We start from the raw sequence: 25,866 nt of genomic DNA on the forward strand, positions 1-25,866 counted from the left end.
ACCCGTCGGCCCGGGCGGCAGTCCTCGCGGGCCGCGGGCGCGCGCCGGGAGGGTCCCCGCTCAGCCGTCGGCCGGGGCGGTGCGCTCCAGGTGGCCGTCGACGACGCCCCAGCCGGCCCCCGCGAGGACCTCCAGGTCGTGCCGGTCGAGCGCTGCGACGTCGAGCGCACGCACCATGTCCGGGCGGCGGCGGGCGGTACGACGCAGGGCCTGGTCCCGGCGCCAGCGCCGGATCCGGGCGTGGTGCCCGGACAGCAGGACGTCGGGCACCTCGAGGTCGCCCCACACGGGCGGCTTCGTGTAGACCGGGTACTCCAGGAGCCCCGCGGCCCCGTGCGACTCCTCGACGAGCGACTCCGGGTTGCCCACGACGCCCGGCAGCAGGCGCCCGACGGCCTCGATCATCACGAGCGCCGCGACCTCGCCGCCGTTGAGCACGTAGTCACCGATCGAGAGCTCGCTGACGCGCATCCCGGCGGCACGGTAGTGCTCGGCCACGCGCGCGTCGATGCCCTCGTAGCGTCCGCAGGCGACGACGAGGTGCTCCTCCGTCGCGAGCTCCTCGGCGGTGCGCTGGGTGAAGGTCGCGCCCGACGGCGTCGGCACGACCAGGTGCACCGCGCTCGCCTCTCCCGCGACCGCGTCGGTCGACAGACCGGACACGTCGTCGATCGCCCGCCCCCACACGTCGGGGCGCATGACCATGCCCGCGCCGCCGCCGAACGGCGTGTCGTCGACCGTGCGGTGCCGGTCCGTCGTCCAGTCGCGCAGGTCGTGGACGCGCAGGTCGAGGATCCCGGCCGTGCGGGCCTTGCCGACGAGCGACAGGTCCAGCGCGGCGAGGTAGTCGGGGAAGATCGTGACGACGTCGATCCGCACGTCAGGCCTCGCCGTCGGTGGAGGCGTCCTGCAGCCCGGGCCCGCCCGCCGCGTCGCCGGCGCTCGGCGCCGCGACCTCCAGGTGCTCCGCGTCCGACGCGAGCAGCCCGCCGGGCGGGTCGAGCACGACCCGGCCGCCGGCCACGTCGACGACCGGCACGATCTGCCGGACGAAGGGCACGAGCGTGCGGGCGCCGTCCGGCTCGCGCAGCACGAGGACGTCGTGCGCGGGCAGGTGCTCGAGGCCCTCGACGCGGCCCAGCACGCGGCCGTCCGTCCCCTCGGCGCGCAGCCCGGCGAGCTCGTGCGGGTACCACGCGTCCTCCTCGTCGGACGCCTCGGCCTCGACGACGAGCTCGACGCCGCGCAGCGCCTCGGCGCCCGTGCGGTCGCGCACGCCCTCGAACCCGACGAGCCAGCGGCCCTGGTGGACGCGCACGGTGGCGACGGTCAGGGGGCCGGCGTCGGCGGGCCGCGTCTCCAGACGCTCACCCACCGCGAGGCGTTCCTCGGGGTCGTCGGTGCGCAGGTCGAGGGCTACCTCGCCCCGCAGCCCGTGCGCCTTGCCGACGCGCGCGACGGTCAGCTCCATCGTCGTGACTCCTCGTGTGGTGCTGGATGGGACGGTGCACGCCGGTCCTCCGGCGACGGACGCAGGAAGGCCCGGCCCGCCGGTGGCGGGCCGGGCCTTGCCCGTCGCCCCTCGCGGGGCGTCGTCGGTGCGGGCCTCAGCGGCGGTCGACGTCCACGACGTCGACACGGACCGGCCCGTCGGTCGCGAGCGCGCCGACGACCGTGCGCAGGGCACGGGCGGTGCGCCCGCCGCGACCGATGACGCGGCCGAGGTCCTCCGGGTGCACCCGGACCTCGAGCAGGTCACCGCGACGCAGCGTCTTCGTGGCCACGCGGACGTCGTCCGGGTTGTCCACGATGCCGCGCACGAGGTGCTCGAGGGCCTCGGCGATCATCAGGCCTGCTCGTCGGCAGCGGCCTCGTCGGCCGCGTCGGCGGTCTCCTCGGCCGGAGCCTCGGTCTTCTTCTCGGCAGCCTTGGCCTTGACCTTCTCGGCGTCCGCGGCGGCGGCCTCGATGGCGGCGGTCGGGTCGACCTTCTCGCCCTTGACCTTGAGCGTGCCCTCGGCGCCGGGCAGGCCCTTGAACTTCTGCCAGTCGCCGGTGACCTTGAGGAGCGCGAGCACCTGCTCCGTCGGCTGCGCGCCGACGCCGAGCCAGTACTGGGCGCGGTCCGAGGTGATCTCGATGAACGAGGGCTCCTCGGTGGGGTGGTACTTGCCGATCTCCTCGATCACACGACCGTCGCGCTTGGTGCGCGAGTCGGCGACGACGACACGGTAGTACGGCGCACGGATCTTGCCGAGACGCTTCAGACGAATCTTGACGGCCACAGTGGTGGTCTCTCCTGGTTCTGGTTCGGGCGAACCCGCGATCGTCCCGTGGGGACAGGACGAGGAAGGGGTTCAGGACACGGCACGCGCCGGAGAGAGGGGCCGGGGCACGCCGAGTACCGGGACATTGTGCCAGACGGCGAGGGCATCGACCAACCTGCGGGCGGCGCCGGACCGCGTCAGGCGGCGGGCGCGACGATCTCGCCGCGCAGCACGACGGCGGTGGGGGCGCGCAGGACGCCGACATCCTTGCGCGGGTCCTGCGGGTAGACGACGAAGTCGGCCGACGCGCCCTCGACGAGCGACGTGTAGCCGAGGTACTCGCGGCCCTGCCAGCTCGCGGCCGCGACGACGGCGGCGTCGGGGATGCCCGCGGCGACGAGCTCGGCGCACTCGTCGGCGAGGCGGCCGTGCCCGATCGTCCCGCCCGCGTCGGTGCCGACGAGGATCTGGATGCCGGACTCGTACAGCGCCCGGGCCTGCTCGTACCGGCGCTCGTGCAGGCGCCGCATGCGGGCCGCGAACACCGGGTACCGGGCGTCCGCCTGGCGCGCGATGCTCTCGAACTGCCCGATCTGCAGCAGCGTCGGGGTGACCGCGACGCCCCGCTCGGAGATCTCGTACATGAGGTCGGGGTGGATCCCCGTCCCGTGCTCGATGCCGTCGACGCCCGCGGCGAGCAGCGACGGGATCACCTCGTCGGAGAACGCGTGAACGGTCACACGGGCGGCCTCCGCGTGCGCGGCCGCGACCGCCTCGGCGAGGACGTCGTCGGGCCACAGCGGCCGCAGGTCGCCCTGGGCACCGAGGTCGCGGTCGATCCAGTCCCCCACGATCTTGACCCACCCGTCGCCCTGGCGCGCCTCGCGGCGCACGGCCTCGGGGAGCTGGGCGACGTCGTCGAGCTCGAGCCCGTAGTGCCGCAGGTAGCGCTTGGGCCGGGCGAGGTGGCGCCCCGCCCGCACGAGGCGCGGCAGGTCGCGACGGCCGTGCACCCACCGGGTGTCGAGCGGCGAGCCGGCGTCGCGCACCAGGAGCACCCCGCTGTCCCGGTCCGTCAGCGCCTGCTCCTGCGCGGTCGTCGCGTCGACGGCGCCCTGGGCGCCCAGACCGACGTGGCAGTGCACGTCGACGAGGCCGGGCAGGGCCCAGCCCTCGAGCTCGACCATGTTGGTGCCCTGCGCCGACGGCCGGGTGAGGCTGATCCGCCCGTCCTTGACCCACAGGTCGCCCACCTCGCGGTCGTCGCCGACGATGACGTGGCCGCGGACGTGCAGCGTGGGGCCTTCCAGCGCGGACATGCGGCTCCTGGGTGAGGACGGACGGGACGGGGAGACGGCCCGGTCGGGGGCGCGGTGCGGCACCGGGCGGTGCCACGGACATAACCTAGCGCCCGGGCGGCTGCGGGTCGCACCCGGGCTCGAGGACGGCCGTCCGGGACGGCCGCGGCTCAGCGGCCGCCGAGCAGCTTCTCGAAGCCGGGCGGGAGCTGGAGGTCGTCCGGCGTCGGGGTGGACGGCGCGTCCGTGCCCCCCACGCCGAACGCGGAGCCCGACGGCGCCGCGGGACCCGTGAGCTCCCCCGCCGCGCGCGCGGCAGCCGCGCGCTCCTGCGCGGCTCGCTTCGCCGGGTTGCCCGACTTGCCCTTGACCTTGCGCTGCGGCGCCTGGCGGCCCCGCGCCTTCTTGCCGCCCATGCCCGGGAGGCTGCCCATGCCCGGCATCCCCGGCATCCCGCCGCCGCGGCTCATCTGCCGCATCATCTTCTGGGCGCCCGCGAAGCGCTCGAGGAGCTGGTTCACGTCGCTCGTCGTCACACCCGAGCCGCGGGCGATGCGCGCGCGCCGCGAGCCGTTGATGATCTTCGGATTGTCCCGCTCCGCGGGGGTCATCGACCGGATGATGGCCTCGATGCGGTCGACCTCGCGCTCGTCGAAGTTCTCGATGGCCTCGCGCATCTGGCCCATGCCCGGCAGCATGCCGAGCATCTTCTTCATCGAGCCCATGTTCTTCATCTGCTGCATCTGCACCAGGAAGTCCGCGAGCGTGAAGTCCTGCCCCGTGGCGACCTTCTCGGCCATCTTCGCGGCCTGCTCGGCGTCGAACGCCTTCTCGGCCTGCTCGATGAGCGTGAGGACGTCACCCATGTCGAGGATGCGCGACGCCATGCGGTCCGGGTGGAACGCCTCGAAGTCGGTGAGCTTCTCGCCCGTGGACGCGAACAGGATCGGGCGACCGGTGACCCCGCGGACCGACAGCGCGGCACCGCCGCGCGCGTCGCCGTCGAGCTTGGTGAGCACGACGCCCGTGAAGTCGACGCCCTCCTCGAAGGCCTTCGCGGTCGCGACGGCGTCCTGACCGATCATCGCGTCGATGACGAACAGGACCTCGTCGGGCTGCACGGCGTCGCGGATGTCCGACGCCTGCTGCATGAGGACGGCGTCCAGGCCGAGGCGGCCCGCGGTGTCGACGATGACGACGTCGTGCTGGCGCTGCCGCGCCGTCTCGACGCCCTCGCGCGCGACGGCGACCGGGTCGCCGATCACGTCGTCGACCTCGACGCCGCTCTGGTTGCCGGGGTGCGGCGCGAACACGGGGACGCCGGCGCGCTCCGCGACGACCGAGAGCTGGGTGACGGCGTTCGGGCGCTGCAGGTCGGCGGCGACGAGGAGCGGCGTGTGCCCCTGCTCGCGCAGGTGCAGGGCGAGCTTGCCCGCGAGCGTCGTCTTGCCCGCGCCCTGGAGGCCCGCGAGCATGATGACGGTCGGGGGCGTCTTGGAGAAGCGCAGCCCGCGGCTCTCGCCGCCGAGGATGCCGACGAGCTCCTCGTTGACGATCTTGACGACCTGCTGCGCCGGGTTGAGCGCCCCCGAGACCTCGGCCGAGAGCGCGCGCTCGCGCACGGTCGCGCTGAACTCGCGCACGACGGGCACCGCGACGTCGGCGTCGAGCAGCGCGCGCCGGATCTCCCGGATCGTCGCGTCGATGTCCGCCTCGGACAGCCGGCCCTTCGCACGCAGGTTCTTGAAGGTCGAAGTCAGTCGGTCCGACAGCGTGTTGAACACCGCGTCATCCTCACCAGTCGTCGGAAGTCTCGTGCGCGTCGGCCCTCCGTCGTCCCCGCTCCCCGGCAGACGTGGAGCGGGCACGGGACGGGCCGTCCGCGAGGGTCCAGCCTACCCGGCGGCGCCCGGTCCCCCCGGCACGGCGCCCAGCGCACGGAGCGTCTCGCCCACGAGGTCGTCCACGAGGCGCGCGCGCCATGCCGTCCACGCGCTCGGGCCGAGCGACGACGCGTCCGCCTCCGTGAGCGCGCGCAGCACCACGAGCAGGTCGGCGCGGTGGTCGACGGCGTCCGCGAGCTCCGCGACCGTCGCCGGGTCGTCGGGGTCCTCGCTCACGGCGAGGCGCGAGAGGGTGAGGTGGTGGCGCACGAGGCGCTCGACGTCGGCCACGACGTCCGGCTCGAAGCCCATGCGGCCGAGGATCGCGGGCACGAGCCGCGCGCCCTCGACGGAGTGGTCGGCGGCGCCGGCCCGCTTGCCGATGTCGTGCAGCACCGCGGAGAGCAGCAGCAGGTCGCTGCGCTCGACCTCCTTGCGGGCGCGCGCGGCGCGCGCCACGACCTCGACGAGGTGCCGGTCGACGGTGTGCCGGTGCACGGCCGCCCGCTGCGGCCGGTTGCGCACGCCCGCCCACTCGGGGATCCACGTCGTGACGACGCCCGCGAGGTCGAGCGCCTCCCACACCGCGACCTGGGCCTGGCCGGACCCGAGCAGGGCGAGGAACGCTGACCGCGCGGCGCGCGGCCACGGCTCCGGCAGGGCGGGGCAGCGCGCGAGGCTGGCGACGGACACGGGCGAGAGCGTCAGGCCCGTGCGCGCCGCGGTCGCCGCGGCGCGCAGCGACAGGAGCGGGTCCGACTCCGGGTGGGCGTCCACGGCGAGCACGAGCTCGCCGTCGTGCTCGACGAGCCCGTCGCCGACCGGCCGCAGCCGCGGCGCCGCGCGACGTCCCCGCACGAGCACCGGGCGCCGGGCGACCGACGGCCGCTGGAGCGCCTGGCGGGCCCGGCGGACCGTGGTGTCGAGCGCGTAGGAGATCTCGCGGCCCGCCGCGGCGAGGCTCGCGAGCAGCTCGTCGGGGTCGTCGTACCCGGACAGCGCGGCGACCTCGTCGAGGTCGGCGAGCAGCAGGCGGCTCGTGTGCCGACCGGTGACGACCTGGAGCGTGTCGCGGACGTCGAGCAGGTGGGAGTGCGCGCGGTCGACCGACCCGTGCGGGCGGTCGGTGAGCCAGGTCGCCGCGAGCGCCGAGAGCACGACCGCGTCCCGGATGCCGCCGCGCGACTCCTTGAGGTCGGGCTCGATGAGGTACGCGAGCTCGCCGGACCGCTCCGCGCGCTCGCGCGTCGAGGAGAGCAGGTCGGGCAGGCGGCGGCGCGACGCGGAGCGCCAGTCGGTGAGCACCGCGGAGGACGCGCGGTGCACGACGAGCGCGTCCCCCGCGACCGCGCGCACGTCGAGCCACCCGACGGCGGCGGGGACGTCCTTCGACGCCACCTGGCGGCACTGCGACAGGGAGCGCACCGCGTGGTCGAGGTCGACGCCCGCGTCCCACAGCGGGTACCAGAGCCGCTCGGCGACGCGCGCGACGTCGTCGGCGGTGTGGGTGCGGCCGTCGTGGACGAGGACGAGGTCGAGGTCGCTCGCCGGGCCCATGTCGCCCCGCCCGAGGCTGCCGACCGCGGCGAGCGCGAGCCCCTCGGGCGCGACGCCGTCGGTCGCCTCGAGCCAGAGGCCCGCGAGCGAGGACGTGACGAGGTCGACGACGGCGGCGCGGCGCGCGACCCCGCTGCGGCCCGGTCCGCTCATGGACCGCGCGACGTCGAGCATCCGCGCACGCAGGTCCCGCACCCCGTCGGGGTGCGGGACCTGCGTGCCGTGCTCTCCCGGCCCTGCCGGGCGCCCCGCCGATCCCCCTGCGACCCCGCCCGTGGTCGGGGTGTCGGCGTGGTGGGTCATCCGAGGGTCCGTCTCCTCACAGGGCGCCGGGGCCGTGCTCGCCCGTGCGCACCCGGGCGACGTCGTCCACGGTCACCGTCCAGACCTTGCCGTCGCCGATCTTGCCGGTCTGCGCCGCCTTGACGATCACCTCGGTGACCGCGGTGGCGTCGGCGTCGTCGACGAGGACCTCGATGCGGACCTTGGGGACCAGGTCCACCGTGTACTCGGCGCCCCGGTAGACCTCGGTGTGGCCCTTCTGGCGGCCGTACCCGCTGGCCTCGCTGACCGTCATGCCCCGCACGCCCGCGGCCTCGAGCGCCGACTTCACGTCGTCGAGCCGGTGCGGCTGGATGATTCCCGTGACGAGCTTCATGCCCGCACCTCCCTGATGACGCTGCCCTGCTGGATGGACTCGTACGCCGTCTCGCCGTGGACCGCGAGGTCGATGCCGCCGACCTCCGCGTCCTCGCTCACGCGCCAGCCCATCGTGACCTTGAGGATCAGGCCGATGACCGTCGTCGTGATCGCGGTGAAGACGATCGCGACGAGCGCGATGAGCACCTGGACGACGAGCTGCTGCGCGCCGCCCCCGAAGAAGAGGCCCGTGTCGGTCGCGAGGAAGCCGATCGCGACGGTACCCCAGAGCCCGGAGACGAGGTGGACGCCGACGACGTCGAGCGAGTCGTCGTAGCCGAAGCGGTACTTCAGGCCGACCGCGAGCGCGGAGAGCGCGCCGGCGACGAGGCCCAGGACGATCGACGTGACCGGGTTGAGCGCGCCGGCCGCGGGCGTGATCGCCACCAAGCCAGCGACGACGCCGGACGCGGCGCCGAGCGACGTGGCGTGACCGTCGCGGATCTTTTCCGTGACGAGCCAGCCGATGATGCCGGCCGCCGTGGCGCTCGTGGTGTTGATCCAGGCGAGGCCGGCCGTCTCGTTCGCGCCGAACGCCGAGCCCGCGTTGAAGCCGAACCAGCCGAACCACAGCAGGGCCGCGCCCAGCATGACGAACGGCAGGTTGTGCGGGCGCATCGGTTCGGTGCCGAAGCCCTTGCGCTTGCCGATGAGGAGCGCGAGCACGAGCGCCGCGACACCGGCGTTGATGTGGACGACGGTGCCGCCCGCGAAGTCGATCGGTGCGACCGTGGCGGCGCCGTCGGTCACCCCGAACACCTTCGCGGCGAGTCCGTTCTCGTTGGCCGAGAGGAAGCCGCCGCCCCACACCATGTGGGCGAGCGGGAAGTACGTGACCGTGACCCAGATCGCCGTGAACGTCAGCCACGTGCCGAACTTGACGCGGTCGGCGAGCGCACCCGAGATGAGCGCGACCGTGATGATCGCGAACGTCACCTGGAACGCGATGTCGACCACGTTCGGGTAGTTGCCGAGCGTGCTCGCGACGGCGCTGCCGTCGGCGTCCGTGATCGCCCCCGAGAGACCGAACTGCGCGAACGGGTTGGCGAACAGGCCACCCGTGCCGGCCTCGCCGTAGGACATGGACCAGCCCCACAGCACGTAGACGACGCCCACGACGGCCATCGCGCCGAAGGACATCATCATCATGTTCAGCACGGACTTGGCGCGGACCATGCCGCCGTAGAAGAACGCCAGTCCGGGCGTCATCAGGAGCACGAGGGATGCTGAGGTCAGCATCCACGCGGTCGCCCCGGTGTCCCACTCCATCGGATCATCTCCCCTCGCCGGCCGGGCGGCCGGTCGGGGACTACGGTGGTGCGGGCGGGTTTCCCCGGCGGTGTCGCCGCGTTACGCCGGCGTGACAAGGGCAGGCTGGACGTAAACGTTCGGTTTCGTCGCACCGCGCGGGCGCCTGGAGCGCGGCGCCGCGACCGTGCCGTGATCGCGCCGTGACACGACCGTGACCCGGCGGGGCGACCCGGACCGGCACCCGGCGGGGCACCCTGCCGGGCACTGCGGCCGGGCGTCGCGCCCGGCCGCGCCCGTGCCTCAGGCGCCGAGGAGCCCGTCGACGAACTGCTCCGGGTCGAACGGGGCGAGGTCGTCGGGCCCCTCCCCCAGGCCGACGAGCTTGACGGGCACGCCCAGCTCGCGCTGGACCGCGACGACGATGCCGCCGCGCGCGGTGCCGTCGAGCTTCGTCAGGACGATGCCCGTGACGCCCGCGACCTCGCCGAAGACGCGTGCCTGGTTGAGGCCGTTCTGCCCCGTCGTCGCGTCGAGCACGAGGAGGACCTCCGACAGCGGGGCCTCCTTGGTGATGACGCGCCGGATCTTGCCCAGCTCGTCCATGAGGCCCTGCTTGTTCTGCAGGCGCCCGGCGGTGTCGACGAGCACGACGTCCGCACCCTCGGTGCGGCCGCGGCGCACCGCGTCGAACGCGACCGCCGCCGGGTCGGCGCCGTCACGGTCGGACCGCACGGTCGGGACGCCGACGCGCGAGCCCCAGGTCTCGAGCTGGTCGGCGGCCGCGGCGCGGAACGTGTCGGCCGCGCCCAGCACGACGCTGCGGTCCTCGGCGACGAGCACGCGCGCGAGCTTGCCGACGGTCGTCGTCTTGCCGGTGCCGTTCACGCCCACGACCAGCACGACGGCGGGCACCGTCGACCCGTCCTCGGCGGTGCGCGGGGACGTCGCGAGCGAGCGGTCGAGCGTCGGGTCGACGAGCGCGACGAGCTCGGTCCGCAGGAGGTCGCGCACGCTCGCGGCGTCGCGCACCCCGAGGACGCGGACCTTGGTGCGCAGCGCGTCGATGAGCTCGCCGGCCGGCCCGGCGCCGACGTCCGCGAGGAGGAGGGTCTCCTCGAGCTCGTCCCAGTCGTCCTCGGTGAGGTGGTCCCGCGAGAGGACGGACAGCAGGCGGGCACCGAGCGGAGACCCGGAGCGCGCCAGGCGCTCGCGCAGCCGGACGAGCCGACCACCGACCGGCTCCGGGCGCTCGAGCGCGGGCGGGGCGGCGACGTCGGGCTCCGGCGGCGCCTCCACGGTCGCCGTGCCGGGCGGCGCCTCCACGGCGTCCGGCGCCGTCGCGGGGGGCGCGGCAGGGGCCGTGGGCGGGGGTTCGACGATGTCGCGGCGACCGCGGCGACGGACCGACACGGTCCCGGCGGTGACGAGGCCGACGACCAGGAGGACGCCGAGGACGATCCAGAGCGGGAGGAGGTCGTTCACCCCGGAAGTCTCTCAGACCGACGCGGTGCTCACGCCTCGGGAGGGCGCTCCCCCGGGTGCAGCGGGCGCACGCGCTCGCGCGCGCGGTGCAGGACGTCGGTGAGCTCCTCGGCGTCGACGTACGCGTTGGACGACACCTGCGTGGCCGTGAAGAAGTCGTCGATGCTCGTGTCCACCGGCCGCGGCATGCGCACGGTCGCGACGTGCTGGCCCGGGTTGTCGCCCCGGCGGCGACGCCGCCGCAGCCCCGAGCGGAAGTCGCGCCAGAAGGCGCGCATCCCCTGCTCGCCGTCCCGTCGGTCACCCGTCGCACCGGTCGACTGCGCCTCGGCGCGCGCGACGACGCTCGCGAACAGGAACACGACGGCGGCGACGCCGAGCGTGAGCCCCAGCCACACGAACATCCAGACCATGCCCTCCAGTATCCGGGCGCCGGAATGCGTCGCGACCGCAGCCACGCCGGGGCTCGGCGATCAGCACCACATCTTCACAAGGCCCGGAATTGCAACGATCCTGGAGGTTCCGCCCAGGTGCGGACGAGGCGGACGGACCGCCCCGCGCCGGTCAGGCGGAGACCTCCTCGCGCGCCTCGGACATGCGCTGGCTGATGACCGTCGTGACGCCGTCGCCGCGCATCGTCACGCCGTAGAGCGCGTCGGCGATCTCCATGGTGCGCTTCTGGTGCGTGATGACGATGAGCTGCGAGTCCTCCTGGAGCTCGCGGAAGATCTCGAGCAGGCGACCGAGGTTCACGTCGTCCAGGGCGGCCTCGACCTCGTCCATGACGTAGAACGGCGAGGGCCGCGCCTTGAAGATCGCGACGAGGAGCGCGACCGCCGTGAGCGAGCGCTCGCCGCCGGACAGCAGGGACAGGCGCTTGACCTTCTTGCCCGCGGGACGGGCCTCGACCTCGATGCCCGTGGTCAGCATGTCGTCCGGGTCGGTGAGGACCAGGCGCCCCTCGCCGCCCGGGAACATGCGGGCGAACACGCGCTCGAACTGCTCGGCGGTGTCGCGGTACGCGTCCGAGAACACCCGCTCGACGCGCTCGTCGATCTCCTTGACGATCTCCAGCAGGTCGGCGCGCGACTTCTTGAGGTCGGCCAGCTGGTCGGCGAGGAACTTGTGCCGCTCCTCGAGCGCGGCGAACTCCTCGAGCGCGAGCGGGTTCACCTTGCCGAGGCGGCCGAGGTCACGCTCCGCGGCACGCAGGCGCTTCTCCTGCTGGGCGCGGTCGTACGGGACCGTGCGGGGCTCGCCGTCGTTGGAGGGGACGGGGACCTCGCGGTGCGGGCCGAGCTCCTCGACCAGGACGGCCGGGTCGAGCCCGAGCTCGTCGACGCTGCGTGCCTGGAGCTGCTCGATGCGCAGCTGCTGCTGGGCGCGCGCCACCTCGTCGCGGTGCGCGACGTCGGTCAGCTCGCGCAGGCGCGCCGCCAGGTCGTCGACCTCGCGGCGCGCGGCGGTCACCGCGGTGTCGCGCTCGGCCCGTGCCGCCTCCGCGGCGTCCCGCTCCGCGCCCGCCCGGGCCAGCGACCGGTCGATCGCGGCGAGGGCGAGCGTCGCGCCGTCGCGCACCGCGGACGCTCGGCCCGCCTGCCGCACCCGCGCCGCCTCGCGCCGCGCGGCCCGCTCGCGCGCGTCGCGCTCCGCGGCGGCCGCCCGGGCCAGCGACTGGGCCCGGCCCGCGACCGCCCGCGAGCGCTCCTCGCTCGTGCGCAGGGCGAGCCGTGCCTCGGTCTCGGCCGTGCGTGCCGCCGAAGCACGTGCGAGGAGGCGGTCGCGCTCGGCGCTCGCCTCCGCCACCGCGTCCTCGGACTGCTCCGGCGCCGTCTCGGCGACCTCGAGCCGCTCGACGAGCCCGGCGAGCGTCTCGCGCGCGTCGTCGAGACCCTGGGACGCCCGCTCCAGCGACGCGCGCACGCGCTCGGCCTCCGCGGCGGCCGAGCGCGCGGTCGCCCCCAGGTGCCCGAGCTGCTCCGCGACCGCGGCGAGCTGCGCGTCGGACTCGTTGAGCCGGTCGAGCGTGTCCTCGTACCGGGCCCGCGCCTCCTGCGCCGCCTCGCGCGCGCCCACGAGCGCGAACCGGGCACGCTCGGCGCGGGCCGTCGCGTCGGCGTGCGCGGTGCGCGCCTCGTCGAGCGCCGACTGCAGGTGCAGCACGCTCGGCGCCGACGCCGACCCACCCCACGCGCGCGTCGTCGCGAGGAGGTCCCCGCCCCGCGTCACGACGGCGACGCCCGGGTGCCGCGCCACGAGCGCGCGCGCCTGGCCCAGGTCGTCGACGACGGCCACCCCCGCCAGCAGAGACCGCACCGCCTGGCCGACGCCCCCGGCGGCGGTGACGACGTCGACGGCCCAGCGCGCGCCGTCGGGCAGGTCGACGGCGGCGGGGCCCGGGCCGGGCTCCGCGGTCGCCACGACGAGGCCCGCGCGCCCGGCGTCCTCCGTGCGCAGGTACCGCAGCGCGTCGACCGCGGCGTCGACCGACTCGACCGCGACCGCGTCGGCGGCCGGGCCCAGCGCCGCGGCGACCGCGTCCTCGTATCCCGCCTCGACGCCGAGCAGGGCCGCGAGCGACCCCACGACGCCGACGCCGTCCGCCGCGAGCAGCGCGCCCGCGCCGTCCTTGCGGTCGAGGCTCAGCTCGAGGGCCTCGATGCGCGCGCTCCATGTCGCGCGCTCCTGGTCCGCGGCGGACGCGTCCGCCTCCAGGCCCGTCACGGCGGCGGTCGTGCGCTCGACCGCGTCCGCCGCGGCCTCGTGCTCGGCGTCGAGGCCCTCCTCGCCCTCCTCGGCGCCGACCACCTGGGTCTCGAGCACCGCGAACTCGGTGCGCGCCTGCGTGCCCCGGTGCTCGGCCTCCGCGAGCGACTCGCGCAGCCGCCCGATCTCGGCCTCCGCGGCCTCGATGCGCGTGCGCTGCGCCGCGACCTGCCCGGCGAGCCGCGCGAGACCCTCGCGGCGGTCCGCGGCACCGCGGAGCAGCGTCGCGACGGCCCGCTCCGCCTCCCCCGCGGCCTGCTCGGAGTCCTCCCGGTCGGCGACCGCGGCGGCGAGCGCGTCCCGCGCGCGGGCGACCTCCGCCTCGAGCTCCGCCTCGGTCGCGCGCACGCGCTCCGCCTGCGCCTCGAGCTCGTCCGGGTCCTGCCCGCGGGGCGCCGCCTCGGGGCGCCCGAGGAGACGCACGCGCTCCTCGGCGAGCGTGCGCGTGCCGCGCAGCCGCTCGCGCAGCGACGAGAGCCGGAACCAGACGTCGGTCGCGGCCCCGAGGGCGGGCGCGGCCTCCGCGGCCTCGCGCTCGAGCCGGCCGAGCGTGTCGCGCGCCGTCGCGAGCGCGCGCTCGACCTCCGCCTGCTGCGTGCGCAGGGCCGCCTCGTCGGCCATCTCCTGCTCGAGCGTCGCGGTGAGCTGGGCGAGGTCGTCGGCGAGGAGCCGGGCCCGCGCGTCGCGCAGGTCGGCCTGGATCGTCGCGGCCTTGCGCGCGATCTCCGCCTGCCGCCCCAGCGGGCCGAGCTGGCGCCGGATCTCCGTCGTGAGGTCCGCGAGCCGCGTGAGGTTGGCCTGCATCGCGTCGAGCTTGCGGAGCGCCTTCTCCTTGCGCTTGCGGTGCTTGAGGACGCCCGCGGCCTCCTCGACGAAGCCGCGGCGGTCCTCGGGCGTCGCGCGCAGGACGGCGTCGAGCTGCCCCTGGCCGACGATCACGTGCATCTCCCGGCCGAGGCCCGAGTCGGAGAGGAGGTCCTGGATGTCGAGCAGGCGGCACGCGCTGCCGTTGATCGCGTACTCGGACCCGCCGCTGCGGAACAGCGTGCGGGAGATCGTCACCTCGGTGTAGTCGATCGGCAGGGCGCCGTCGGTGTTGTCGATCGTCAGGGACACCTCGGCGCGCCCGAGCGGGGGCCGGCCCGACGTGCCGGCGAAGATGACGTCCTCCATCTTGCCGCCGCGCAGGGTCTTGGCGCCCTGCTCCCCCATCACCCACGCGAGCGCGTCGACGACGTTCGACTTGCCCGAGCCGTTCGGCCCGACGACGCACGTCACGCCGGGCTCGAAGCTCAGCGTCGTCGCGGACGCGAACGACTTGAAGCCGCGCAGCGTCAGGGTCTTGAGGTGCACGGACCCGAGCCTAGTGCGGCGCTCCCACGATCCTGCGGACGTCCGCGACCGGCCGTGGCGGACCGCGCACACCGCGGCGGGCACGCGAACGCCCCGCCCCGGAGGCCCGGGACGGGGCGGACGTGCGCGTGCGGGTCAGCCGAGCTCGGGGAACCAGAGCGCGATCTCGCGCGCGGCGGACTCGGGCGAGTCCGACCCGTGCACGAGGTTCTGCTGGACCTTGAGGCCCCAGTCGCGGCCGAGGTCGCCGCGGATCGTGCCGGGCAGCGCCTCGGTCGGGTTGGTCGCGCCGGCGAGCGAGCGGAAGCCGGGGACGACGCCCTGGCCCTCGGCCACGACCGCGAGGATCTTGCCCGAGAGCATGAAGTCGACGAGCGGCTGGAAGAACGGCTTGCCCTCGTGCTCGGCGTAGTGGGCGGCGAGCAGCTCGGGCGTCGCGTCGAGCAGGCGCACGGCGGCGAGCGTGTAGCCCTTGGCCTCGACGCGCCGGAGGATCTCGCCGGACAGGCCGCGGCGGACGCCGTCGGGCTTGACGAGGATGAGGGTGCGCTCGATGGTCTCGGTCAGTGCGGGTGCGACGTCGGTCATGGTCGCCGAGCCTACCGGCCGCGGGCCCGTGCGCCGCGCCCGGCGGGCGGCCGCCCGGCCGCGTGCGCGCCGCGCCGTCAGCCGGCGTTGGGCGCGGTCTCGGGGTGCTCGGCGTCGTAGGCCGCGCGCTCGCGGTCGATGCGCCCGCCGAGGCGGATCGAGACGATCCACAGGACGACGAAGAGGCCGCCCACGAGGAACATCATGGGCACCACCAGCCCGAGCGCGAGCACGGGCACCTGGACCACGGACCCGGCGACGTACCCGCCGGGCGTGCCCACCATGCGCGACAGCACGACGAGCACGACGGCGAGCACCCCGCCCACGACCCAGATCGACGTCGCGGAGGGCAGCTCAAGCGGGCCGCGCGAGTACGGCACGTCGCGCAGGCCGTAGGCCACGAGCGTCGCGAACACGACGAGGAACGCCTCGAGCAGGAGCGTGGTCGACGCGAACTGGACCTTCGCGGGCTTCTTGGGCTTGATGCGGTCGCCCGGGGACGGGCGCACCGGGCCCGCCGCGCGGCCGTGGCGGGACGGCTGCGCGGCGGGCTGCGACGGCGAGGTGCTCACCCGGTCAGGATACCGGCGCGCCGTCGCGGTCCCGGCTCCCGGGGCGCTCGTCGTCCGGTCCCCGGCCGCCCGCGGGCACGACGACCGCGGCGCCCTCAGCCTCGCCGGTCGCGGGGGCGTCCTCGCGCAGGTCGCCGTGGTCGGCGACGGCCTCGCCGCGCGCGACCATCCCGGCGACGTCGGAGAGCTTGACCTCGCGCAGGAACAGCGCGAGCACGAACCCGACGAGGACGAGCGGGACCAGGTACCAGAACGCGGGGGCGAGCGCGTCGGTGAACGCGTCGACGACGCCCGTGTGGATCGGCTCCGGGAGCTGCTGCACCATCTCGGGCGTGAGCGAGGAGCCCTCCGCGCCGGCGGGGGCCGCACCTCCGGGCACGCCCGCGAAGACGCCCTCGAGGTTGTCGGCGAGCCGCGACGTGAAGATGGTGCTGAACAGCGCCGTCCCGACGGCCGCGCCGATCTCGCGGAAGAAGTTGTTCGCGCTCGTGGCGGTCCCGATCTCGTGCGGGTCGACCGAGTTCTGCACGGCGAGCACGATGGTCTGCATGACGAGGCCCATCCCGGCGCCCATGACGAAGATCATTGCGCCGAAGAGCCACATCGACATGTCGCCCGTGATGCGCGTGAGCCAGACCATCCCCGCCGCGGTGATCGCGAGACCCACCACCGGGTAGATCTTGTACCGCCCGGTCTTGGTGATGGCGATACCGGACCCGATGGCCGTGATCATGACGCCGACCATCATCGGGAGCATGAGGAACCCGGACTCGGTGACCCCGGCACCCGTGGACATCTGCAGGAACGTCGGCAGGAACGCGAGCGCCGAGAACATGCCCATGCCGAGCACGAGACCGATCAGCGTCGCGATGGTGAAGGTCCGGTTCTTGAACAGGTGCAGCGGGAGCAGCGGCTCCTCGGCGCGGTTCTCGACGAGGACGAACGCGACGACCGACACCACGACGGCCGCGACGAGGCCGAGCAGCCACGGGTCGGACCAGTCGTAGCCGGACGACGTCGTCAGCGACTCCCAGCTCGTGACCAGGACGATGCCGGACGTCGCGACGACGAGGAAGAAGATGCCCGCGACGTCGATCTTGCGGCCCGCGCGGTGCGAGGGGAGCTTGAGCGCGACCCACGCCACGACGAACGCGGCGACGCCGATGGGCACGTTGATCCAGAACGCCCAGCGCCAGCCCGGGCCCTCGGTGAACCAGCCGCCGAGGAGCGGCCCGATGACCGCGGCGATGCCGAAGAGCGCGCCCATGGGGCCCATGTACTTGCCGCGGTCCTTGGCGGGGACGATGTCGGCGATGATCGCCTGCGACAGGATCATCAGGCCGCCGCCGCCGAGGCCCTGCACGCCGCGCCAGGCGACGAGCTCGGGGAACGACTGCGCGAACCCGGCGCCGGCCGACGCGACCGTGAAGAGGCCGATCGCGACGAGGAACGGCCAGCGGCGGCCCCAGAGGTCGCCGAACTTGCCGTAGAGCGGCATGACGATGGCGATCGCCAGGATGTAGGCCGTGATGACCCAGCCCTGGTGCTCGACGCCGTGGAGCTCGCCGACGATCGTCGGCATCGCGGTGCCGACGATCGACTGGTCGAGCGAGGACAGGAACATCGACGCCATGAGCGCGCCGAAGATCACCCACACGGTGCGCGGGGTGAGCACGACGAGCGGCTTGCCGCCGTCGACGGGCGGTGCTGCGGTGGAGGAGGCCATGAGGATCCGGTTCGGTCGGGACGGGCGGGCGCGCGCCGACGGGCGCGGCCCGTCGTCGGGTGGAGGCTGGAGGTGCGGCCGGTCGGGTGGGGGCCCGAGCCGGTGGAGTCCTCGCGCGGAGCGAGGGGTGCGGTCAGGTGGCCGCGGGATCGGGGGCGCGCGTGTCGCGGAGCAGCGCGCGGAGCTGGTCGACGACGCCCGGCAGGTGGTCCACCGGCTCGCCCTCCCGGCCCCGCTGCTGCCACTCGACCGTGCTCGCGCGCAGGAGGCTCATGACGACGAGCGCCAAGAGCTCGGGGTCCGGGACGAACGGCCGGACCGCGCGACGTGCGACGAGCATCTCGACGAGCTCCGCGCGGTGGCCCTCGACCCACGCGACGTGCCGCGCGACGAGGTGCGGCTCGCGCTGCACGAGCTCGAGCGTGCGCGCCATGCGCTCGGGGGTGACGACCTCGTGCGCGAGCACGTCGGCCACCACGACCTCGAGGTCGTCGAGGAGCGCGCCCGTCGGGCCGCCGGCGACGAAGGCCGCGACGACGTCGGGTCGGACCGAGAAGTCCTCGAGGCCGAGCACGGCGTCGTCCTTCGCGGGGAAGTAGTTGAAGAACGTGCGGGGCGAGACGCCGACGGCCGCGCAGATGTCCTCGACCGTCACGGCGTCGAGGCCGCGGTCGAGGACGAGGGTCTGCGCGGCGTCGACGAGGGCCTCGCGGCGCGCGCGCTTCTTGCGCTCCCGCAGCCCGCCCGGCGACGGCGCGACGCACGCCGCCGCCCGCTCGGCCACGGAGGGGCGATCGGGCACGTCAGGCGGAGTCGTCGGCACGAGGACCATTCTTGCATCCTCTGCAATTTTGCATCAACTGCAATATCGGGTGACGGAGGTCACACCGGCGTGGGCGTCAGACCTCTCCGAACCCGCTCTCCACGGCCTCGACCACCGCGCGCACGGCGTCCGCGGCCTGCGGGCCCTCCCCCGTGACCGTGAGCTCCTGCCCGCCGGTCGCGCCGAGCTTCATGAGCTCGAGGACGCTCGCCCCGTTGACGCCGTCGATCGCGACGCTCGCGTCGAACCCCGCGACCAGGCGCGCGAGCACCGCGGCGGGCCGGGCGTGCAGGCCGAGCGGGTTGCGCAACGTCACGACGGCGCGGGCCTCCCCCGCCGGCGGGGCGCCGTCCGCAGGGTTCTCCTCCCCCGCCTCCGGTGCCGCGGCGGGGACGGCGAACGTGCCGCCCGCGTGCTCCGCGGACGCGAGGACCTCGGCCACGTCGCCGCCGCCGTGCGCGGTGACGGCCGCCGCGACGGCGCCCTCGACGAACGGCGCGTCCGCGAGCAGCACGCGCCCGTCGAAGCCGTCCTCCAGGTCCAGCACCGACTCGACCGTCATCACGGCCGAGCCCAGGTCCGCGAGCACGACGACGCCGTCCGCGACGCGCAGCGCCTCCTCGATCGCCCCGGAGACGCGGTCGTAGCTCGTGCCGAGGCCGCCGTCGTCCGTCCCGCCCGCCGCGAGCAGCAGGACGCCGGGCGCCATCTGCGCGGACAGCTCGACGGCCCCCTGCGCGAGGCGCTGCGAGTGCGAGACGAGGACGAGCGCGACCCGGGCCCGCGTGCCGACCGGTCCGGCCACGCCGCTCACGCCGCCGCCGCGTCGCGCGCGGCCTCGAGCAGGATCGCGGTCGACGTCGCGCCCGGGTCCTGGTGGCCCGCGCTGCGCTCGCCGAGGTAGCTCGCCCGGCCCTTCGTCGCCACGAGCGGCACGGTCGCCTCGGCGCCCTCGCGCGCGGCCCGGGCGGCGGCCGCGAGGACGTCGGCCGTCGAGCCGCCGGCGTCGGCCGCGGCCTCCGCCGCGTCGACCGCGGGCTGCCAGGCGTCGACCATGGTCTTCTCGCCGACCTGCGCCTTGCCGCGCGCGGAGATGCCCTCGAGCGCGCCCTCGAGCAGCGCCACGACGCCGTGCGCGTCGAGCTCCGCGAGACCGGTCACCTTCGCGGCACGGAGGTACGCGGTCCCGTAGAGCGGGCCCGAGGCGCCGCCGACGGACGACATGAGCGTCGTGGCCACGAGCTTGAGCACGTCGCCGATCTGACCGGGCGGCTGGTCCCCGGCGGCCGCCCCGTCGAGCTTGGCGACCACCGCGCGGAAACCCCGGTCGAGGTTCTCGCCGTGGTCGCCGTCACCGATCTGGCGGTCCAGCTCCGTCAGCTCGTCCCGTGCCGCCGCGATCCGCTCCGCGCTCAGCCGGGTCCATCGCTCGGCCCAGGCCACGTCCAGCGTCATGCCCCACCTCTCCTCGCCGTCGAGCCGGCGGTGCGCCGGCTCCCGGAGACTGCACGAAAGGGCACCCGCTCACCAGCGCAGCGCGGCCGTGTGGACGGGAGCGTCCCACAGGGCGGTGAGCTCGTCGTCCAGGCGCAGCACGGTGACCGACGCACCCTGCATCTCCAGCGACGTGACGTAGTTGCCGACGAGCGAGCGCGTCACGCGTACGCCGCGCCCTTCGAGCAGCCTCCTAGCCTGACGATAGACGACGTACAGCTCGGACAGCGGGGTACCGCCCATTCCGTTAACGAACAGCAACACGTCCTCGCCGTCGGCGAGGCCCAGGTCGTCGGCCACGGGATCGACCAGCCGCTGCGTGATCTCGTCCGCCGACGCGAGCGGGATCCGGTGCCGCCCGGGCTCGCCGTGGATCCCGATGCCGATCTCGACCTCGTCGTCGCCGAGGTCGAAGCTCGGCCGACCCACGTGCGGCACGGTGCACGCCGTGAGGGCGACGCCCATCGAGCGCACGTTCGCCACGACGCGCCCGGCGATCTCCGTCACGGTCCCGAGGTCGTCACCGCGCTCGGCCGCCGCGCCCGCGATCTTCTCGACCGCGACCGTCCCCGCCACGCCGCGCCGGCCCGCGGTGTAGAGCGAGTCCTCGACCGCGACGTCGTCGTTGACGAGGATGCTCGTGACCTGGGTGCCCTCGGCCTCGACGAGCTCGACCGCCGTCTCGAAGTTCAGCACGTCGCCCGTGTAGTTCTTGACGATCGCGAGCACGCCGGCGCCCGAGTCGGCGCCGAGGATCGCCGGGACGATCTGGTCGGGCGTCGGCGAGGTGAACACGGCGCCCGGCACCGCGGCGTCGAGCATCCCCGGCCCGACGAAGCCCGCGTGCAGCGGCTCGTGGCCCGAGCCGCCGCCCGAGACCAGCCCGACCTTGCCGGCCACCGCGCCGCCGGCGCGCGACACGTACGGGGGCGCGAGGTGCACCTGCACGAGGTCGGCGTGCGCCTGGCCGAAGCCCTCGAGGGACTCCGTCACCGCGTCCTGGGGATCGTTGAGCAGCTTCTTCACCGGTCATCCCTCCATCGGTCCGTGCGCCCGGTCCTCCGGGCGCCGACAGCCCCCGCGACGTCGGCAGGGCGCGCCCGGCGCGCCCGCCGCCGTCGTCGCCTCCATCAAACACCCGGCCGCCGCGCGCCGCGCGGCGTCCGGGCGTCAGCCGCGACCGAGCAGGACGCGCGCGTCGGCCACCGTCACGACCGAGCCCGTGACCAGGACGCCCGTGCCCGTGCCGACGCCCACGGCGTCGTCGCGCTCGACGAGGTCGACCGCCACCTGGAGCGCCTCGTCGAGGCGCTCGGTGCTGTGCACGCGGTCCTCGCCGAAGACGTCGGCCGCGAGCTCGGCGAGCTCCGTCGGGTCGGCCGAGCGCTCCGAGCTGTTGCGCGTCACGACGATCTCCGCGAGCACCGGCTCGAGCGCCGCGAGGAGCGGCTCGGCGTCCTTGTCGGCCATGATCGCGACGACGCCGACGAGGTGGCGCAGGTCGAACGCCTCGCCGAGCGCCGTCGCGAGCGCCTCGGCCCCCGCGGCGTTGTGCGCCGCGTCGACGAGGACGGTCGGGCTGGACCGCACGACCTCGAGCCGGCCCGGCGACGTGACGTCCGCGAACGCCGCCTCGACGAGCGTGCCGTCGAGCGCACGGCCGCCGAGGAACGCCTCCACCGCGCCGAGCGCGAGCAGCGCGTTGTGCGCCTGGTGCTCGCCGTGCAGCGGGAGGAACACCTCGGTGTAGAGCGCCGCGGGCGTGCGCAGGTCGAGGAGCTGGCCGCCGACCGCGACCTGGCGCTCGGCGACGTCGAGGTCGACGCCCTCGCGCAGCAGGCGGGCGCCGACGCGCTCCGCCCGGGCCCGCAGCACCTCCTCGACCTCGGGGCGCTGCGCCGCCGAGACGACGGTCGCGCCCTCCTTGACGATGCCCGACTTGACCGTCGCGATCTCCTCGAGCGTGCTCCCGAGCCACCGCTCGTGGTCGAGCGCGACGGGCGTCACGACGGCGACCTCCGCGTCGACCACGTTGGTCGAGTCCCACTCGCCGCCCATGCCGACCTCGACGATCGCGACGTCGACGGGCGTGTCCGCGAACGCGGCGAACGCCACGCCCGTGAGGACCTCGAAGAAGCTCAGCTGCGACTGCCCGGTCTCCGCGAGCTCGGCGTCGACGACCTGCACGTAGGGGTAGACGTCCTCCCACACCTCGACGAACCGGCGCGGCGAGAGCGGCTCGCCGTCGACGACGATCCGCTCGGTGACGCTCGTCAGGTGCGGGCTCGTGAACAGGCCGGTGCGCAGGCCGTGCTCGCGCACGAGGCGCTCGGCGACGCGCGCGGTGCTCGTCTTGCCGTTGGTCCCGGTGAGGTGGATCGTCCGGAACGCGTGCTGCGGGTCGCCCAGCAGCTCGAACAGGCGCCGCACCCGGTCGATCGTCGGGTCGAAGTCGTGCTCGGGGGCACGGGACACGATGTGCTGGTAGACGCGCTCGAGGTCCGCCTGCGCGGCGGCGTCCTCCGCCGCCGCGCGTGCGTCCTTCGCGCTCTGCCGTCGCGCGGCGCCGGGGTCCTTGCGCGGGGCGCTCACAGGATCACCGCCGTGTCCGGGACGGTGCCGTCGGCCTTCTCGACGCGCACGGAGCGCACGTCGGTCGGCGACGTCTCGACGACGACCTCGACCGCGAGCGTCTCGCGCGCGACGAGGTCGCGGTGCTCCTCGACGGCCGCGAGCCACTCGCCCGGCACGTCGAGCGAGAGCCGGATGCGGTCGGCGACGTCGAGCCCGGCGGCCTTGCGCGCGTCCTGCACGTCGCGGATCACGTCGCGTGCGTAGCCCTCGGCGAGCAGCGCGTCGTCGAGCGCGAGGTCGAGGACGGCGAACCCGCCGCTCGCGAGCACCGCGGCGGCGACGCTCGGCGCCTCGCCCTCGGCGACGCCGCGGTCGGCGACCACCGTCGTCAGCTCGTACTCCGCGGGCAGGAGCGCGACGTCGCCGTCGTCCGTCGTCACGACGACCTCCCCGGCCTCGTCCACGCGCCACGCACCGGCCTTCGCCGCCTTGATGACGGCCTGGACCCCGCGGCCCAGGCGCGGGCCCGCGGCGCGGGCGTTGACCGCGAGGCGCTGCGTGATGCCGAAGCGCTCCGCGGCGTCCGAGTCGGTCGGCTCGAGCTCGACGGCCTTGACGTTGAGCTCGCGCGCCAGCAGGTCCGTGTACGGCGCGAGCGCCCCCGGGTCGTCCACGACGACCGTGAGCCGCGCGAGCGGCTGGCGCACCCGGAGCTGGTGCGCCTTGCGCAGGCCGAGCGCGGCCGACGCGACGGCGCGGACCTCGTCCATCGCGGCGACGAGCGCCGGGTCGGCGACGAGGGACGCGTCCGGGACGTGACGCACGGCCACGGCGGACGAGCCGTCCTCGCCGACGAACCGCTCGCCGACCTCCTCGGTGGACGCCGGCCAGTCCGTGAGGTGGACCGAGCGCCCGCCGGTCAGGCCGCGCCACACCTCCTCCGCGAGCAGCGGGGCGAGCGGCGCCATGACGCGCGTGAGCGTCTCGAGCGCCGTGTACAGCGTGTCGAACGCGTCGGCGTCCTCCGCCCAGAACCGGTCGCGCTGGGTGCGCACGTACCAGTTGGTCAGGACGTCGAGGTGCTCGCGCACGGTCTCGCACGCGCCGGCGATGTCGTACGCGTCGAGCTGCCCCGTGACGCGCACGACGAGGTCGTGGGTCCGGGCGAGCAGGTAGCGGTCGAGGGCCGGGAGCCCGGCCACGCGCTCGGGGGCCACCTTCTGCGCGACGTACCCGGCGGGCTCGACGGGCTCGCCCGCCCGCGCCTGAGCCTTCGACGTGTTCGCGTACAGGGTGAAGAAGTAGTACGTGCTCCACAGCGGCAGCAGCACCTGGCGCACCGCGTCGCGGATCCCGTCCTCGGTGACGACGAGGTTGCCGCCGCGCAGGATGGGCGAGCTCATGAGGAACCAGCGCATCGCGTCGGAGCCGTCGCGGTCGAAGACCTCGTTGACGTCCGGGTAGTTGCGCAGCGACTTGCTCATCTTGCGGCCGTCGGAGCCCAGCACGATGCCGTGCGAGACGGCCGAGCGGAACGCCGGGCGGTCGAACAGCGCGGTCGCGAGCACGTGCAGCGTGTAGAACCAGCCGCGCGTCTGGCCGATGTACTCGACGATGAAGTCGCCGGGGTTGTGGTGCTCGAACCAGTCGGTGTTCTCGAACGGGTAGTGCACCTGCGCGTAGGGCATGGACCCCGAGTCGAACCAGACGTCCATGACGTCCTCGACGCGGCGCATGGTCGAGCGGCCCGTCGGGTCGTCCGGGTTGGGGCGCGTGAGGCGGTCGACGAACGGCCGGTGCAGGTCCGGCTCGCCCTTCTCGTTGCGCGGGAGGGTGCCGAAGTCCCGCTCGATCTCGGCGAACGAGCCGTACACGTCGACGCGCGGGTGCTGCGGGTCGTCCGAGCGCCACACGGGCACCGGGCTGCCCCAGAACCGGTTGCGCGTGATCGACCAGTCGCGCGCGTTCTCCAGCCACTTGCCGAACTGGCCGTGCTGGATGTGGTCGGGCGTCCACGAGATCTGCTCGTTGAGCTCGACCATGCGGTCCTTGAACTTCGACACCGCGACGAACCACGACGACACGCCCATGTAGATGAGCGGCTTGCGGCAGCGCCAGCAGTGCGGGTAGGAGTGCGCGTACGACTCACGGCGCAGCAGCACCGTGCCGGGGCTCGTCGCGCCGAGCGGGAGGTCCGGCGTCTCCTCCCCCTGCGCGGCCGCGGCGTCGTGGCGCGTGCGGCCCTTGAGGTGGTCGATGATGAGCGCGTTCGCGTCGAAGACCTGGAGGCTCTCGTAGTCGACGACGGGGAAGACGAACTTGCCGTCGGACGCGACCGGCAGCACCGGCTCGACGCCCTCGCGGTCGGAGACGACCTTGTCCTCCTCGCCGAACGCGCCGGCGTTGTGCACGAGACCGGTGCCGTCCGTGGTCGTGACGAAGTCGGCCTCGACGACCCGGTGCGCACCGGCGTGCCCGGCGAAGTAGGAGAACGGCGGCGTGTACGACCGCCCGACGAGGTCGGCGCCCGTGAGCCGCTCGACGACCTGCGTCGTCACGTCCTCGACGCCCTCGTCGGCGAGCTCGCGCGCGTACGCCTCGAGGCGCTCCGCGGCGATCACGTAGCGCTCCTTGACGCCCGTGAACGACGACTCCACGACGACGTACTCGACGTCGGGGCCGACCATGACGAACAGGTTGGACGGCAGCGTCCAGGGCGTCGTCGTCCAGATGAGCGCGAGCTCGCCCGTCTCGAGCCGGAAGCCGACGGTGACCGCCGGGTCCTGGCGGACCTGGTACACGTCCTCGTCCATGCGCAGCTCGTGGTTGGACAGCGGCGTCTGGTCGTTCCAGCAGTAGGGCAGCACGCGGAAGCCCTCGTAGACGAGGCCCTTGTCGTAGAGCTGCTTGAACGCCCACAGGACCGACTCCATGAACGTCGGGTCGAGCGTCTTGTAGTCGTGCTCGAAGTCGACCCAGCGCGCCTGGCGGGTCACGTAGTCCTGCCACTCGCTCGTGTACTTGAGCACCGACGCGCGGCACGCGTCGTTGAACCGCTCGATCCCCAGCTCGAGGATCTCCTCCTTGGTCTTGATCCCGAGCTGGTCCATCGCCTCGAGCTCGGCGGGCAGGCCGTGCGTGTCCCAGCCGAAGCGACGCTCGACGTGCTTGCCGCGCATCGTCTGGTAGCGCGGCACGACGTCCTTCGCGTAGCCCGTGAGCAGGTGCCCGTAGTGGGGCAGGCCGTTGGCGAAGGGCGGGCCGTCGTAGAACACGAACTCGTTGCTGCCGTTCTCCCCGGCGGGGTTGCGCTCGACCGAGGCGCGGAACGTGTCGTCCGCCTCCCAGTAGGCGAGGACCTCGCGCTCGATCGCGGGCAGGTCCGGGGAGGCGGGGACGCCGAACGCGGCTCCGGGGTGCGCGTCGGCGGCGGACGAGGGTGCGCGGTGCAGCGGGTAGGCCATGGTCTCGAGGACTCCGGTGAGGTAGCGGTCGGCGGGGTGTCCGCCGTGGTGGTACGGGTCGGTCGTGCTC

21 protein-coding genes are annotated in these 25,866 nt (G+C 74.5%); all 21 read right to left on the reverse strand.

What is annotated here, in order from left to right:
• Positions 1–60 precede the first annotated feature (60 nt).
• Entirely contained in the window at positions 61–879 is an 819-nt protein-coding gene (gene trmD, locus B8281_RS15055; protein WP_085388124.1) for a tRNA (guanosine(37)-N1)-methyltransferase TrmD, read from the reverse strand.
• Between the two features lies 1 nt (position 880).
• Positions 881–1,471: a ribosome maturation factor RimM gene (gene rimM / locus B8281_RS15060; RefSeq protein WP_085388125.1), complete on the reverse strand. Its 591-nt coding sequence runs from the start codon at positions 1,469–1,471 to the stop codon at positions 881–883.
• 136 nt (positions 1,472–1,607) lie between these two features.
• Complete coding sequence (locus tag B8281_RS15065) at positions 1,608–1,847, reverse strand: RNA-binding protein (protein ID WP_021482889.1); 240 nt, start codon at positions 1,845–1,847, stop codon at positions 1,608–1,610.
• Positions 1,847–2,284, reverse strand: a complete 438-nt coding sequence (gene rpsP, locus B8281_RS15070; protein WP_021482888.1) for a 30S ribosomal protein S16 — start codon at positions 2,282–2,284, stop codon at positions 1,847–1,849. The genes B8281_RS15065 and rpsP overlap by 1 nt, the downstream gene beginning before the upstream one ends.
• 179 nt (positions 2,285–2,463) lie before the next feature.
• Positions 2,464–3,585, reverse strand: coding sequence for an amidohydrolase family protein (locus B8281_RS15075; RefSeq protein WP_085388126.1), 1,122 nt, complete (start codon positions 3,583–3,585; stop codon positions 2,464–2,466).
• A gap of 149 nt (positions 3,586–3,734) precedes the next feature.
• Positions 3,735–5,348 (reverse strand): signal recognition particle protein, encoded by a 1,614-nt coding sequence (ffh, locus tag B8281_RS15080; RefSeq protein WP_034652454.1) that lies wholly within the window; start codon positions 5,346–5,348, stop codon positions 3,735–3,737.
• 111 nt (positions 5,349–5,459) lie between these two features.
• On the reverse strand, positions 5,460–7,307 hold the full coding sequence (locus B8281_RS15085; protein WP_085388127.1) for a [protein-PII] uridylyltransferase: 1,848 nt from the start codon (positions 7,305–7,307) through the stop codon (positions 5,460–5,462).
• A gap of 16 nt (positions 7,308–7,323) precedes the next feature.
• Positions 7,324–7,662: a P-II family nitrogen regulator gene (locus B8281_RS15090; RefSeq protein ID WP_021483028.1), complete on the reverse strand. Its 339-nt coding sequence runs from the start codon at positions 7,660–7,662 to the stop codon at positions 7,324–7,326.
• Positions 7,659–8,972 carry an ammonium transporter gene (locus B8281_RS15095; RefSeq protein ID WP_085388128.1) on the reverse strand — a complete coding sequence of 438 codons (1,314 nt, stop codon included), beginning with the start codon at positions 8,970–8,972 and terminating at the stop codon, positions 7,659–7,661. Before B8281_RS15095 ends, B8281_RS15090 begins: the two co-directional genes overlap by 4 nt.
• A 282-nt stretch (positions 8,973–9,254) precedes the next feature.
• Entirely contained in the window at positions 9,255–10,436 is a 1,182-nt protein-coding gene (ftsY, locus tag B8281_RS15100) for a signal recognition particle-docking protein FtsY (protein WP_085388129.1), read from the reverse strand.
• A 29-nt stretch (positions 10,437–10,465) separates the two neighbouring features.
• Positions 10,466–10,849 (reverse strand): hypothetical protein, encoded by a 384-nt coding sequence (locus B8281_RS15105; RefSeq protein ID WP_043660617.1) that lies wholly within the window; start codon positions 10,847–10,849, stop codon positions 10,466–10,468.
• Positions 10,850–11,000: 151 nt separating this feature from the next.
• Positions 11,001–14,555 carry a chromosome segregation protein SMC gene (gene smc / locus B8281_RS15110; protein ID WP_198163076.1) on the reverse strand — a complete coding sequence of 1,185 codons (3,555 nt, stop codon included), beginning with the start codon at positions 14,553–14,555 and terminating at the stop codon, positions 11,001–11,003.
• A 135-nt stretch (positions 14,556–14,690) separates the two neighbouring features.
• Positions 14,691–15,143 carry a nucleoside-diphosphate kinase gene (gene ndk, locus B8281_RS15115; protein ID WP_031317103.1) on the reverse strand — a complete coding sequence of 151 codons (453 nt, stop codon included), beginning with the start codon at positions 15,141–15,143 and terminating at the stop codon, positions 14,691–14,693.
• A 77-nt stretch (positions 15,144–15,220) separates the two neighbouring features.
• A complete protein-coding gene (locus B8281_RS15120) occupies positions 15,221–15,715 on the reverse strand; it encodes a DUF4233 domain-containing protein (protein ID WP_306303334.1) in 495 nt (164 codons plus the stop codon).
• Positions 15,716–15,719: 4 nt separating this feature from the next.
• Positions 15,720–17,441, reverse strand: a complete 1,722-nt coding sequence (locus B8281_RS15125) for an MDR family MFS transporter (protein ID WP_085388130.1) — start codon at positions 17,439–17,441, stop codon at positions 15,720–15,722.
• Positions 17,442–17,574: 133 nt separating this feature from the next.
• On the reverse strand, positions 17,575–18,243 hold the full coding sequence (locus B8281_RS15130) for a TetR/AcrR family transcriptional regulator (protein ID WP_232322585.1): 669 nt from the start codon (positions 18,241–18,243) through the stop codon (positions 17,575–17,577).
• A gap of 97 nt (positions 18,244–18,340) precedes the next feature.
• Complete coding sequence (gene dhaM, locus B8281_RS15135; protein WP_085388132.1) at positions 18,341–19,078, reverse strand: dihydroxyacetone kinase phosphoryl donor subunit DhaM; 738 nt, start codon at positions 19,076–19,078, stop codon at positions 18,341–18,343.
• Complete coding sequence (gene dhaL / locus B8281_RS15140) at positions 19,075–19,719, reverse strand: dihydroxyacetone kinase subunit DhaL (protein ID WP_085388133.1); 645 nt, start codon at positions 19,717–19,719, stop codon at positions 19,075–19,077. Before dhaL ends, dhaM begins: the two co-directional genes overlap by 4 nt.
• Before the next feature lie 69 nt (positions 19,720–19,788).
• Positions 19,789–20,784: a dihydroxyacetone kinase subunit DhaK gene (gene dhaK / locus B8281_RS15145; protein ID WP_043658407.1), complete on the reverse strand. Its 996-nt coding sequence runs from the start codon at positions 20,782–20,784 to the stop codon at positions 19,789–19,791.
• Positions 20,785–20,928: 144 nt separating this feature from the next.
• Entirely contained in the window at positions 20,929–22,350 is a 1,422-nt protein-coding gene (locus B8281_RS15150; RefSeq protein WP_085388134.1) for a folylpolyglutamate synthase/dihydrofolate synthase family protein, read from the reverse strand.
• Complete coding sequence (gene ileS / locus B8281_RS15155; RefSeq protein WP_085388803.1) at positions 22,347–25,796, reverse strand: isoleucine--tRNA ligase; 3,450 nt, start codon at positions 25,794–25,796, stop codon at positions 22,347–22,349. Before ileS ends, B8281_RS15150 begins: the two co-directional genes overlap by 4 nt.
• Positions 25,797–25,866: the final 70 nt, after the last annotated feature.

This window comes from Cellulosimicrobium sp. TH-20, assembly GCF_002105775.1.
Taxonomy (GTDB): Bacteria; Actinomycetota; Actinomycetes; order Actinomycetales; family Cellulomonadaceae; genus Cellulosimicrobium; species Cellulosimicrobium funkei.

Bases quoted from the DNA above. Each gene is read 5' to 3' on its own strand.
- B8281_RS15125 (WP_085388130.1), bottom strand. From the start codon at position 17,441: ATGGCCTCCTCCACCGCAGCACCGCCCGTCGACGGCGGCAAGCCGCTC.
- B8281_RS15105 (WP_043660617.1), bottom strand. From the start codon at position 10,849: ATGGTCTGGATGTTCGTGTGGCTGGGGCTCACGCTCGGCGTCGCCGCC.
- ndk (WP_031317103.1), bottom strand. From the start codon at position 15,143: ATGACCGACGTCGCACCCGCACTGACCGAGACCATCGAGCGCACCCTC.
- B8281_RS15065 (WP_021482889.1), bottom strand. From the start codon at position 1,847: ATGATCGCCGAGGCCCTCGAGCACCTCGTGCGCGGCATCGTGGACAAC.
- B8281_RS15095 (WP_085388128.1), bottom strand. From the start codon at position 8,972: ATGGAGTGGGACACCGGGGCGACCGCGTGGATGCTGACCTCAGCATCC.
- dhaL (WP_085388133.1), bottom strand. From the start codon at position 19,719: ATGACGCTGGACGTGGCCTGGGCCGAGCGATGGACCCGGCTGAGCGCG.
- B8281_RS15090 (WP_021483028.1), bottom strand. From the start codon at position 7,662: ATGAAGCTCGTCACGGGAATCATCCAGCCGCACCGGCTCGACGACGTG.
- ileS (WP_085388803.1), bottom strand. From the start codon at position 25,796: ATGGCCTACCCGCTGCACCGCGCACCCTCGTCCGCCGCCGACGCGCAC.
- rimM (WP_085388125.1), bottom strand. From the start codon at position 1,471: ATGGAGCTGACCGTCGCGCGCGTCGGCAAGGCGCACGGGCTGCGGGGC.
- B8281_RS15075 (WP_085388126.1), bottom strand. From the start codon at position 3,585: ATGTCCGCGCTGGAAGGCCCCACGCTGCACGTCCGCGGCCACGTCATC.
- B8281_RS15085 (WP_085388127.1), bottom strand. From the start codon at position 7,307: ATGACCCACCACGCCGACACCCCGACCACGGGCGGGGTCGCAGGGGGA.